9 protein-coding genes are annotated in these 11650 nt (G+C 59.2%); 7 read left to right on the top strand and 2 right to left on the bottom strand.

Annotated elements, in window-relative coordinates:
• Positions 1-2 precede the first annotated feature (2 nt).
• The 3 genes from LEPTO7104_RS36610 (at position 3) to LEPTO7104_RS0102975 (ending at position 4215) form a co-directional block, all read left to right on the top strand.
• Entirely contained in the window at positions 3-1400 is a 1398-nt protein-coding gene (locus tag LEPTO7104_RS36610; RefSeq protein WP_017297061.1) for a FecR domain-containing protein, read from the top strand.
• A gap of 124 nt (positions 1401-1524) precedes the next feature.
• Positions 1525-2715: a M20 family metallopeptidase gene (locus LEPTO7104_RS0102980; protein ID WP_017297060.1), complete on the top strand. Its 1191-nt coding sequence runs from the start codon at positions 1525-1527 to the stop codon at positions 2713-2715.
• Between the two features lie 129 nt (positions 2716-2844).
• Positions 2845-4215, top strand: coding sequence for a leucyl aminopeptidase family protein (locus LEPTO7104_RS0102975; protein ID WP_017297059.1), 1371 nt, complete (start codon positions 2845-2847; stop codon positions 4213-4215).
• 92 nt (positions 4216-4307) lie between these two features.
• Here the strand turns inward: LEPTO7104_RS0102975 and LEPTO7104_RS0102970 are convergent, their stop codons facing one another.
• Positions 4308-4529: a hypothetical protein gene (locus LEPTO7104_RS0102970; RefSeq protein ID WP_017297058.1), complete on the bottom strand. Its 222-nt coding sequence runs from the start codon at positions 4527-4529 to the stop codon at positions 4308-4310.
• A 196-nt stretch (positions 4530-4725) separates the two neighbouring features.
• On the opposite strand from LEPTO7104_RS0102970, the gene LEPTO7104_RS0102960 reads away from it, so the two are divergent.
• The 4 genes from LEPTO7104_RS0102960 to LEPTO7104_RS0102945 all read left to right on the top strand — a co-directional run bounded on the left by LEPTO7104_RS0102960 (position 4726) and on the right by LEPTO7104_RS0102945 (position 10894).
• Complete coding sequence (locus tag LEPTO7104_RS0102960; protein ID WP_026072321.1) at positions 4726-6069, top strand: AAA family ATPase; 1344 nt, start codon at positions 4726-4728, stop codon at positions 6067-6069.
• Positions 6069-6749, top strand: coding sequence for a Rho termination factor N-terminal domain-containing protein (locus LEPTO7104_RS0102955; RefSeq protein WP_017297055.1), 681 nt, complete (start codon positions 6069-6071; stop codon positions 6747-6749). Before LEPTO7104_RS0102960 ends, LEPTO7104_RS0102955 begins: the two co-directional genes overlap by 1 nt.
• An 81-nt stretch (positions 6750-6830) precedes the next feature.
• Positions 6831-8138 (top strand): AAA family ATPase, encoded by a 1308-nt coding sequence (locus tag LEPTO7104_RS0102950; protein ID WP_017297054.1) that lies wholly within the window; start codon positions 6831-6833, stop codon positions 8136-8138.
• Positions 8135-10894 (top strand): ATP-binding protein, encoded by a 2760-nt coding sequence (locus tag LEPTO7104_RS0102945; RefSeq protein WP_017297053.1) that lies wholly within the window; start codon positions 8135-8137, stop codon positions 10892-10894. Before LEPTO7104_RS0102950 ends, LEPTO7104_RS0102945 begins: the two co-directional genes overlap by 4 nt.
• A gap of 188 nt (positions 10895-11082) precedes the next feature.
• Here LEPTO7104_RS0102945 and cysC read toward each other — a convergent pair whose 3' ends face one another.
• Positions 11083-11634, bottom strand: a complete 552-nt coding sequence (cysC, locus tag LEPTO7104_RS0102940; RefSeq protein WP_017297052.1) for an adenylyl-sulfate kinase — start codon at positions 11632-11634, stop codon at positions 11083-11085.
• Positions 11635-11650 lie beyond the last annotated feature (16 nt).

Genomic DNA, 11650 nt, shown 5'->3' with positions numbered 1-11650 from the left:
CCATGCTGAACACCAGCAAATTTGCCCAGCAGGGCCTTAAGCATTTTGTCCCTAAAGTTACTGGGCTAGCCTCCCTAATTGCCCTGGTGTTGGCTGGCTTACCCGCCCAGGCCAGCGTTTCCCTGACTCGGGCCGATGTCGAGGCATTGCGCAACCGGGTGGAGCTTATCCCCCGCGGACGGCAGGCCCGAACCGCCAGAATTTCCGACGTCCTCGCCATCGGCGATGCCCTGCGCACCGCCGCCGCTTCCCAAGCCGACCTGCGCTTTAACGATGGCTCCCTGGCACGAGTTGGTGAGCGGGCCACCTTTCGGTTTGTGCCCAACACCCGCAATTTTCGCCTCACCAACGGCACCGTTCTGCTGCTCATTCCGCCAGGGCAGGGGCGCACCAATGTTCAAACTCCCAGCGCGGTAACCGGCATTCAGGGTTCTGCTGTGGTGGTTCGATATATCCCAGACAGCGATTTAACCGTCGTCATGGCCCTCACGAACAATCCTGCCGGGCCGATGACCATCACCACCAGCGGCTGCGGCGGTTCTGACACCTGCGGAGCCACTGAGTACTCCCTCTACGGCGGGCAAATGGCCCTGATTCAAGATAATCAGGTGCAGGTGGTTGAGTTTGACCTGCCCATGTTCTACCAAACCAGTCCGCTAGTAGAGGGGCTTGAGCTAGATAACCCCAACGCAGAATCTCCCCTTGGGCCAGCTCTTGAAGGCGTGCGCCAGGAGACCCTAGAGGCGCTGGAGGAGCAAACTCCCTTTACAGACGCCATTACCCTCAACCCAGACCTGATTGGCATGGGTAGCAACGCCAATATTGCCTCTGAACAGCCCTGGGGCCTGTCTCCCGCCAGCTCTGGCGGGGCTCCTATTTCAATCCTGCGCGGGGTACTCACCCCAGGGGATGGCCTCATTACAACAATTCCCTCGGTGCCTACAGTCGGGTCACAGCCCGCGCAGCCGCCCACATCCATTGGGGGTTCTGGCGGCAGTGTTCCCACGCCTATGCCTCCTAGCCAGGGCGGCAGCCCTGGAGGGATTCCTGGGCCATCGCCAATTTCCTCTGGGAATAGTGGAGCAGGTAGCGGCGCTGGTGCTGGCAGCGGCGGGGTCGATGTTGGGGCCGGGGCTGGGGCTGGGGCTGGCAGCGGCGGGGTCGATGTTGGGGCCGGGGCCGGAGCTGGTGCAGGCAGCGGCGGGGTCGATGTTGGGGCTGGTGTTGGCGTCGGCAGCGGCGGAGTTGACGTCGGTGTTGGCGTTGGGGTTGGTAGCGGCAACAACGGCGTGGGCGTCGGAGTGGGCGGTGACCCCGGCAACAACAATGGCGTTGGCCCCGGCGGCAACAACGGAAATGGCAACGGTGCCACCGATCCCTTTGTCCCGCCGAACAAGTAGGCCAGGAGCTTTGCAGGGAAGTTTGCTTGAACTCAAGGTTATCGCGGCGCGGATTGGTGTGGTGCAATACATCACCGCCTGGCTGCATTAGGCTAAACGTGGCGATTACCAACCGTGTTAACCCATGCTGAGCCAGATTAAATCTATTGTTGACGCGATTTCACCGCGTCTAGTTGAAATTCGCCGTCATCTTCATAGCCATCCCGAACTCAGTGGCCAGGAGTATAAAACCGCCGCCTATGTGGCAGGAGTGCTGTCCTCCTGCGGGCTCCGAGTGCAGGAGCTGGTCGGGAAAACCGGAGTGGTAGCCGAGCTGCCCGGCGGTGAAGACCCCCGGATTTTGGCTATTCGAGCAGATATGGACGGTTTACCCCTGGCTGAACGGGTAGATTTGCCCTTTGCCTCGAACCAGTCGGGTATTATGCACGCTTGCGGGCACGATGTACACACCACCGTAGGGCTGGGGACGGCGATGGTGCTGGCCCAGCTGGCCGCGCCGCTGCCCGGTACGACGCGGTTTTTGTTTCAGCCTGCGGAAGAAACGGCCCAGGGCGCCCGCTGGATGATTGAAGACGGGGTAATGGCCGGGGTATCGGCAATTTTAGGGCTGCACGCCTATCCCTCGGTGCCCGCCCGCGCCATCGGAATTCGCTACGGGGCGCTGACCGCTGCCGCCGATGACTTGGAAATTATCATTGTGGGTGAGTCGGGCCACGGGGCGCGCCCCCACGAGGCCATCGACGCCATTTGGATTGCTGCCCAAGTGATCACCACTTTGCAGCAGGCGATTAGCCGCACCCAAAACCCACTCCATCCGATTGTGCTGACCATTGGCCAAATTCAGGGAGGGCGCGCCCCCAACGTGATTGCCGATACGGTCAGGCTGCTGGGCACGGTGCGATCGCTCCATCCCGACACCCGCAACCATCTGCCCCGGTGGATCGAGTCGATTGTGGCCGGGGTCTGCCAACCCTACGGAGCCAAGTATGAGGTCAACTACCGCCGGGGAGTCCCCTCGGTGCTCAACGACCCTACCCTGACGGAGCTGACCGCCCGCTGCGTCAGCGAGGCTTTAGGCAACGAGCGCCTGCAAATTATTCACGAGCCATCCCTGGGGGCGGAAGATTTTTCGCTGTACCTGGAGCACGCCCCCGGCACCATGTTTCGCCTGGGGGTGGGCTTTACCGATCGCGCCGTCAACTACCCGCTGCACCACCCCAAATTTGAGGTGGATGAATCGGCGATCGCCGCCGGAGTGCTGACCATGGCCTACAGCAGCTACCGCTACTGGCAACTGCCCGGCGCCAGAGCGTGAGCCTTCAGGCCTCCGGTCTGGGCTGACTAAATTGCCTAGGCTGGCGGGTCCTGTTCAGCATTGGGCTTACCCCGGAGCCAAAACTTCGATAGACTGATTGATTTGGGTGCCACTCCCGGAGGATAACCGTTGTCAACGCCGATTCCCATTTACCTGGTAGACCAGACCGACCTTGCCAAAGACCACCTCGACAGCCAGGCCTGGACCCAGGTGACTGGGTTTAAGGCCGAGCCCAACAGCTTTTGCCTGGTGCCAGGGGCCGAGGGCAGCCTGGCCAAAGTTTTAGTCGGCAGGCCCGATCCGGTCGATACCTGGACCCTGGGCAATCTCGCTAAAACCCTGCCGCCCCAAACCTATGCTCTGGCCGATCAGTGGCCCGCCGAGATTGCCACCAAGCTCTGGCTGGGCTGGTGCCTGGGCCGCTACAGCTTCAGCCAGTACAAGCGCCAGCCCCCAAGCCCTGGGGCCGAGCTACTGCCCCCCGCCAGCGCCGACGCGGCCTATGTCAACACCACCGTTGCGGCAACCACCCTGGTGCGCGATCTGGTCACCACTCCGGCGGGCGATATGGGGCCAGAACAGCTAGAGGCGGCGGCCCAGCGGTTGTGCGATCGCCACCTTGCCAACCTGAGCGCGATCGCGGGCGACGACCTGCTGACCCAAAACTACCCCCTCATCCACGCCGTGGGGCGCGCCTATACCCAGGCTCCACGGCTGCTTGACATCACCTGGGGCGACCCCGATCACCCCAGGGTGACGGTGGTGGGCAAGGGCGTCTGCTTTGACACGGGCGGCCTCGACATCAAGCCCGCCGCTGGCATGAAGCTGATGAAAAAAGACATGGGCGGCGCCGCCAACGCCCTGGGCCTGGCCGAGATGGTCATGGGCTTGCAGCTGCCCGTGCGCCTGCGGGTGCTGATCCCCGCCGTCGAAAACAGCATTGCCGGAAACGCGCTTCATCCCCTGGATGTGGTGCTCTCGCGCCGGGGGCTAACAGTGGAGGTCGGCAACACCGATGCCGAAGGCCGCCTGATTTTAGCCGATGCCCTCTGGGAAGCCGTCTGCGAAGAACCCGCCCCCCAGCTCGTCGTCGACTTTGCCACCCTGACCGGAGCCGCCCGCATTGCCCTGGGCACGGAGCTACCGGCCTGCTTTAGCAACCGGCCCGAGCTGGCCAATGCCCTGCTGACCTGCGGGCTGGCCGTGGATGACCCATTGTGGCAACTGCCCCTGCACCAGCCCTACCGCGCCATGCTCGACAGCTCGGTAGCCGATCTCTCAAACATCTCCAACAGCTCCTTTGGTGGGTCAATTACCGCCGCCCTGTTTTTGCAGGAGTTCACCCGGCCCGAAATTCCCTGGATTCACCTCGACCTGATGGCCTGGAATGTGCGTACCCTGCCTGGACGCCCTGAGGGCGGCGAAGCGATGGGCATACGGGCGGTGTTTGAGCTGATTCGGCAGCGGGCGGTGGAGGGGAAATGGGGGATAGGGGGATAGGGGGATAAGGAGGTGGGGAGATGGGGGCGATGGGGGAGAGAATCGCTGCTGAACTTCAAAATCTCCAATCCAAAATCCCCAATCCAAAATTCTTAGAATTCCAGCCGATCGCGATATAGCCCCTTGACCATGTTGTCGAGCTGCTCGTCGGGGCAGCAGTCGATGAGGATGTAGAAGGCCTCTAGCAGCTTGGCGGCGCTGTCGCCCATTAGCGGACTGAGGCCCCACACATCCTGCACCCAGTCTTGAGGATCGGTGGCGTCAAATATCATTCGCTCTAGGAGCTGCTTGGTCTCGGCTTTGGAAATAGACATGAAGTTCTATGGAGTAACTGACCTGGCCTATCTTATCGCGCTGGGTCGATTGGTATGGGTGCATGGGGCGATCGCGGCCCCGCAAGACGACTCTTAGCTAAAAATAGTTGCATAAAGCTTTCATAAACTCTGCCCCGGATGTTCTGGTGCCGGAGATTCCCCCATGTACGTGGGGTTAAAGCCATGCGATCTACACATGAATTTAGAGCAAGCCCTACAACATCTTCAGCCAGATGCTGCCGAAGCTCAAGTAATGGAGTCATTTGCTCCACCATTTTTAGAAGCTTTAGGTTTTGGGCATTCCGAAAGATTTAGCCAATTCCCAGTCGGGAAAAAGCCTAAAGTTGACTATGCTGCCCGCAAAAATATTGGTGAAGACATTTTTTCGCAAAGCTTGAAGCATCCTTATCTCTACGTGGAGGTTAAGGGACGATCTAAAAACTTAGAAGATTCAAATCATACTCATTATCGAGAAGCATCTCAACAGCTTAAAGAATATCTTCTGGCACCAGCCTCTAAATCTGTGAAGTGGGGAATTATAACAAATTCGCTGCATGTTCAGTTATTCCACAAGCATGGCAAGGTAGTCTATCCAGTAACACCTTGCCTGTCGCTAGACAATGATGTCAAAAGTATCATCAAAGATTTGAGGCGGCGTATAGAAAGCCCAAGTCGAGCACTGATAGTTGCGATTTACAATAATAAAGGTGGCGTAGGAAAAACCACTACAACACTAAATTTAGCTACAACTTTAACCCTCCTGAAAAAGCGAGTGCTTATTGTAGATTTTGATCCCAACCAAAGTGATTTGGGTGATGCACTTAACCTAGCACCATTTCAGGGTAAATTTCTTAACATTCTTAAGAGCAAAGATCCTAACATCCGAGAAGTTATCACAGAGCATAAATTAGAACATCCAAGAGTTAAAGAGCCTCCATCATTCGATATTATTCTCGCTGATGAGCAGCTAGCAAATTTATTTGACGAAGCTAAGCTTAGTCAGCATCTTAAGCTGCATGCTTTAAGGCGAGTGCTGAAATCAGTTCAAGATGATTATGACTACATCCTTATTGATGCTCCTCCTAATTGGCGGCTTTTTGCAAAGAAAGCTATTTTTGCTGCTGACGCTGTTTTGATCCCAGCACGGCACGATAATTTACACTCTCTACAAAATGCAGGAACAGCTATCACTCAGTTTATTCCTGAGATGCAAAAAGAACGGCAGCAATTTGGCGAATCTGGCCCTATTGCACTGCCAATTTTCATGAATAATACTTTTAAGCCCACTAGTCCAGCCATTCTGCTTATGCGTCAAGCAATTGCCAAAATCATCCAAGACGCAAAAATAAATCACAATGGTTTTGATCTAAAGCCCTATTTTTATCCCAAATCTAGCAAGGGGCATGAGAATTGTAAGATGATTTCCATTCCCTATATGGCCTGCATTTCTAGGGCCGATTTTATGCATATGCCTGCGGCTTTTGCGTTCAAGCCTGCTCGTGAGCAATATTTAAATCTTGTGAAGGAGTACTTTCTCTAATGAGCCTTTCAGATGTTGGCAACCTGATGTGTCTGCCCTTTGATGAAATTGAACCTGGCGAACCCACTGAGGCCCACGAATATCTAATTCAATTTGCGGCGAGCCAGCTCGGCCCCGAGGGACGCAACTGGGTTCCTTTAATTGTCAAAGAAACTGCGCCCGACCAGTATCAGGTGATTGGCAATGCGTTTATCTATGCCGTTGCCGCCGAGGCTGGACTAGAGGAAGTGTGGTGCATTATTGCCGACGATGCGCCCGAAACGGCTGCGATCGCCCAGGCCCTGGCCCAGGAAACGTTGCCTAAAACTAACCTCTCTGCCGCCAGCCGGGAGGAGATTGCAGCGGCGATCGACTACCTCATGAGTCAGGCTGATAGCCCCCTTAAAGGGGTTAACCAGGCTTCTCTGGTGGCCCGCCTAGACGATGCCCCCCGCCAGTATTGGAAAAACTTGCAGCCGATCACCAAGCTGGGCTGCCGCATTACCGCTGGCAAAAAGCTCAAAGCGCTGGAGCAAGTATTTTACCTGACCCCAGAACCTCTGCCTGAGGTGGTTACCGATCGCGCCCTGCTGGAGTCGTTGAATACGCAGCAGCTCAAGGCCATGGCCAAAAAACGCGATATAGAAGGGCTTTCAAAGCTGAAGAAAGCCGATTTGATCAATCTTTTGGTGGCCGCCTGAAGGTCGTCTGAAGGCCGTCTGAAGGATAGATAAGCGTGCCGTCGGTGCGATACCCTGGAGGCAACCCTACGGCCATAACCCATGCTGGATTTACAGCAGTTTTACGACGCCTGCGACCCCACCCAGCCGCTGCGGGGCAAGCGCTACTACATTGACTTTTCGGCGGTGCGCGGCGGCGACATTGTGCAGGAGCTAGAGCGCAAAATCGCCCGCCTGGCCCGCAATCGCCCCACCACGCAGCTTTTTACGGGCCACATTGGCTGCGGCAAATCGACGGAGCTGTTTCGCCTGCAAGATGCGCTGGTGCGGCGCAGCTATGAGGTGGTCTACTTTGAGTCAGACCGCGATCTGGAAATGGCCGATGTGGAAATTTCTGACATTTTGCTCAGCATTGCCCACAACATTAGCCAGCACCTCGACAAGATTGGCATTGCCACCCGGCCCACCTACCTGCAAGGCCTGTTTCAAAACCTGGCCGATACCCTGCGCACCCCGATGGAAATCTCTGACGTGAGCTTTTCGGCGGGCATTGCCAGCATCACCGCCTCGGCCAAGCAAAGCCCCGACATGCGCAGTCAGCTGCGCCAATACCTGGAGCCGCGCACCCGCAGCATTATCACCGCCATCAATGACGAGCTGCTGACCCCGGCCAACGATCGCCTCCAGCAGCAGGGCAAAAACCGCCTGGTGGTGATCATGGACAACCTCGATCGCATCGACAGCGCCCTGCGCTCCCAAGGCCGGTTGCAGTCGGAGTATATCTTTGTCGATCGCGGCGAACAGCTCAAGCAGCTCGACTGCCACCTGGTTTACACCATTCCGCTGGAGCTGATGTTCTCGAACGATCTGGTGCGGCTCTCAAATCGGTTTGGCACCAACCCCATGGTGCTGCCCATGGTGCCGGTGCACGATCGCAAGGGTAACCCCGACCAGCCGGGCATGGCCCTGCTGCGGCAGATGGTGCTGATTCGCGCCTTTCCCGAGCTGAACGTAAACCAGCGCATCGATGCGGTGGGGGAAGTCTTTGACGACATCGCCACCCTCGATCGCCTCTGCCAGGTCAGCGGCGGCCACATGCGCAACCTGATTCGGCTGCTGGACGGCTGCCTGCGCAAGCAGGACCCGCCCTTTTTGCGCGACACCCTGGAGGCGGTAATTCGCAACGAGCGCGACAGCCTGATGGGCCTGATCAGCGACCAGGAGTGGGATTTGATCTTGCAGGCGGTCTCGCGCCAGGATGTGCAGGGCGACGAAGACTACAACATTTTGGTGCGCAGCCTGTTTTTGTACGAGTACCGCGATGCCCAGGGGCGCTGGTTTGGCCTCAACCCGCTGCTGGCCGAAACCGATCGCTACCGCAGCTGGCTGGCCCAGCAGCCCCGGCCATGAGCGGTGTCGCTGGCGGCGCTAGCCCAGCCGAAATATTGGCCCACAATCAGCTCTCTCTGGCGGAGCTTCAGCGGGCGATTACCCTCAGGCCCCATCGGTTTTCGCTAGTGCTGGCCCGCTGCAACTACTCGCGCTTGCAGCACCTGGTGGTGGACCACCTGCAAACCACGGCGGCTTTGGCCGAGCGCCCCCTGCTAGAGCGATCGCTGCCCGTCCATATGGCCACGCTGCTGCAGGCGCTCACCGCCGAACCCCTGGCGGACCCGCCCGCCGCCCTGATGGTGACGGGGCTAGAGCAGGTGCAGAATGTGACGGCGGTGTTTAAAGCCGCCAACTTGGGGCGCAACGCATTTCCAAAGGCGCTGCCGTTCCCGGTGGTGCTGTGGGTGAGCGATCGCACCCTGGCCCTGCTCAACCGCCACGCCCCAGACTTTAAGAGCTTTGCCGCCGCCCCCATTGCCTTTGAGTACCCCCCCGGCGAGCTGATTTACTCCCTGCACGCCAGCGCCAACGACCTGTTTGCCACCATGCTCACCCTGGGCGACGACAGCCCCCACCACACCGAAGCCTCGGCCTACAGCCAGGGTTCGGCCCTGCGCACCGAGCTGGAGTTTGCCCTGACCGACATCGCCCAAAGCCAGGCCCCCCTCGACAACGAAATCAAAGCCAGCCTCGATTTTCTCAAGGGCCGCGACGCCCTGGGCCGCAGCGATCTCGATGTCGCCCGCTACCACTTTGAGCAAAGCCTGATCTACTGGCAAAAATTCCCCCACGCCCCATCCCCCCATCCCCCCATCCCATCCCCTCACCACCCCCTCACCCCCTCACCCCCCACCCCCCGCCAAAAACAGGCTGTTTTGCTCTTCTACCTGGGGGCCACCTGCCGCAGCCAGGCGGTACTGCAGCGGGTGGTGTACGATCGCATGCTGCACAAGGCCGAAGGCTACTTTTCTGCCTGTCTGCGCATCTTTCGCGACCTGAAGCAGCCCGATCTGGTGGGCAAGTTCATCCACGCCCTGGCGGAGGTGCAGCAAAAGCTGAGGGCCTGGGCCGCCCTGGCCCGCACCGCCGAAACCGGCCTGACGCTGCACCGCCAGGACCCCGTGCGCCTGGCCCGCGACCACGGCTACCTGGCGGAGGTCGCTCTGGCCCAGGGCGATGCCGCCACCGCCCAAACCCAGGCCGAGCGGGCGCTAGAGATTCTGACGATCGCGGGGGCGATCGGGGCGGGGGCGGCCAGGGCAGGGGCGATCGCTGAACCCGACCCAGACAGCGCCGCCGCGCCTGCGGCAGACCTGACGGTGGCCAACCAGTACCAGCGGGGTTGGTACCTCTACCTGCTGGGGCGGGTACACATTGCCCAGAACCAGCCCAACGCCGCCATTGCCCTGCTCGAAGACGCCTATCTCAACACCGATCCCATAGCCGATCTACCCCTCTACCGCAGCATTTTGCAAACCCTGCAAAAGCAGTACTACCAGCGCAAAAGCTACCGGGCGGCCTTTGGGGTCAAGCTCAAGCAGCGCCAGGTCGACACCCGCTTTCGGCTGCGGGCCTTCATCGGCGCAGGCGAAATTCAGCCCCAGGACTACCCCACCACCGCCAGCGATCGGGCGAACCAGGTGCTGCTGGCCACCGAAATTCAGGCCTCGGGTCGCCAGGTGGATGTGGAGGCCTTGACCGATCGCCTAGAGCAGGCCCGCTACCCGCTGATCATCATCCACGGGCCGTCGGGGGTGGGCAAAAGCTCCATTCTCTACGCCGGGCTGGTGCCCGCCCTGGGCAAGTCGTTTCCGGAAGGGCGATCGACGCTGGCGGTGCTGGTCAAGGGCTACCGCGACTGGCCCGATGAGGTCAACCAGGCCCTGGCCCACGCCCTCCACCAGCAGAACGCCAGCGACGGCATTCCCCCGGCGGCCCCCATCGACCAGAGCGATCTGATTGCCCGGCTCAAAACCCTTACCGAGCAGAGCTATCGGCAAATTGTGCTAATTTTCGACCAGTTTGAGGAATTTTTTGTCGAGGCGGTAGAGCTGTTTCAGCGGCGCGATTTCTATGCGTTTTTAATCGACTGTCTAAACGCCCCCTACCTGAAGGTGGTGCTGGCCCTGCGGGAGGACTACCTCCACTACCTGCTCGAAATCGAGCGCGGCTTCGACCTCGACATTCTCAACAACGATATTCTCAGCCGCGACTACCGCTACTACCTGGGCAACCTCAGGGCCGACGACGCCAGGGCGCTAATTCGCCGCCTCACCGACGATGCCCACTTTTACCTCGAAATTGCCCTGATCGATCGCCTGGTGGCCGACCTGGCTACGGCGATCGGCGAGGTGCGCCCGATTGAGCTACAGGTGGTGGGGGCGCAGCTCCAGCGCCAGGATATTACCACCCTGACCGGCTACCTGGCCCTGGGCAACCACCCTAAAGAAACCCTGGTGCACAATTTTTTGGGCACGGTTTTCGATGACTGCGGCGAAGAAAACGTCAGCCTGGCCCACAGGGTGCTGTACCTGCTCACCGACATCGATCGCGAAGGCCGCTCTTACCGACCCCAAAAGAGCCGCGAGGACCTGGAGGAAGAACTCAACCTGCGCGGGGCCAAGTACCAGTCTGACCAACTCGATCTGGTGCTCGATATTCTGGTGGGGTCGGGCCTGGTGTTTTTGCTGCCCGACATTCCCCTCGATCGCTACCAGCTGGTGCACGACTACCTGGTCAGCTACGCCCGCCGGGAAACCTCCGCCCCTGGTTGACTGACAAAACCCTTGAAACCCTTATGCTGCCTTAGGTTGGGTCAGCTTTAGCGGAACCCAACAAATCCGTTACTGGCGTTGGATCTGGCGTTGGGTTTCGCTTCGCTCAACACCAACCTACATCAGAACGTTTGTCAGTCAATTAACCCCTGCCCCCGGCTCCAAAACCGGTCTGGGGAGCCGGAGGGTTAGGCCACGGCGGCGGCGGCCAGATAGCCCATCGCTTCCAGGGTGCCAATCACCTGGGCCACGCTTTCTTCTACGCTTTGCTGGTCGGTGTGGCAGTGCACCTCGGGATTGAGGGGGGCTTCGTAGGGGTCGTCAATGCCGGTGAACTGCTTGATTTCGCCCGCTCGAGCCTTTTTGTAGAGGCCTTTGACGTCGCGATCTTCGCAGACATCCAGGGGGGCATCGACAAAGACTTCGACAAAATCCCCGATGCGATCGCGCACCGTATCGCGCGCCTCGCGGTAGGGCGAAATGGCCGATACCAGCACCACCACGCCATTGCGGGTGAGCAGGTGAGAGACAAAGCCGATGCGGCGAATATTTTCGTCCCGGTCTTCTTTGCTAAAGCCCAGGCCCTTGGTCAGGTTGGTGCGCACAATGTCGCCGTCGAGCACCTCCAGCTGGCAGCCCCGCTGACGCAGTTCGGCCTCCAGAGCGCGGGCAATGGTCGACTTGCCCGACCCGCTTAACCCCGTAAACCAAATCGTTACCCCACGCTGCGCTGTAGCCATCCAACCAACTCCGTAA

The sequence above is a fragment of the Nodosilinea nodulosa PCC 7104 genome (assembly GCF_000309385.1).
GTDB lineage: Bacteria > Cyanobacteriota > Cyanobacteriia > Phormidesmidales > Phormidesmidaceae > Nodosilinea > Nodosilinea nodulosa.
Note: the sequence above shows the minus strand (reverse complement) of the source record. Positions and strands in the feature narration are given on the sequence as shown.

What these genes read in the sequence shown, in the direction of transcription:
- LEPTO7104_RS0102970 (WP_017297058.1), bottom strand. Translation starts at nt 4,529, where the DNA reads ATGTCTATTTCCAAAGCCGAGACCAAGCAGCTCCTAGAGCGAATGATA.
- LEPTO7104_RS0102950 (WP_017297054.1), top strand. Translation starts at nt 6,831, where the DNA reads ATGCTGGATTTACAGCAGTTTTACGACGCCTGCGACCCCACCCAGCCG.
- LEPTO7104_RS0102980 (WP_017297060.1), top strand. Translation starts at nt 1,525, where the DNA reads ATGCTGAGCCAGATTAAATCTATTGTTGACGCGATTTCACCGCGTCTA.
- LEPTO7104_RS0102945 (WP_017297053.1), top strand. Translation starts at nt 8,135, where the DNA reads ATGAGCGGTGTCGCTGGCGGCGCTAGCCCAGCCGAAATATTGGCCCAC.
- cysC (WP_017297052.1), bottom strand. Translation starts at nt 11,634, where the DNA reads ATGGCTACAGCGCAGCGTGGGGTAACGATTTGGTTTACGGGGTTAAGC.
- LEPTO7104_RS0102955 (WP_017297055.1), top strand. Translation starts at nt 6,069, where the DNA reads ATGAGCCTTTCAGATGTTGGCAACCTGATGTGTCTGCCCTTTGATGAA.
- LEPTO7104_RS0102960 (WP_026072321.1), top strand. Translation starts at nt 4,726, where the DNA reads ATGAATTTAGAGCAAGCCCTACAACATCTTCAGCCAGATGCTGCCGAA.
- LEPTO7104_RS36610 (WP_017297061.1), top strand. Translation starts at nt 3, where the DNA reads ATGCTGAACACCAGCAAATTTGCCCAGCAGGGCCTTAAGCATTTTGTC.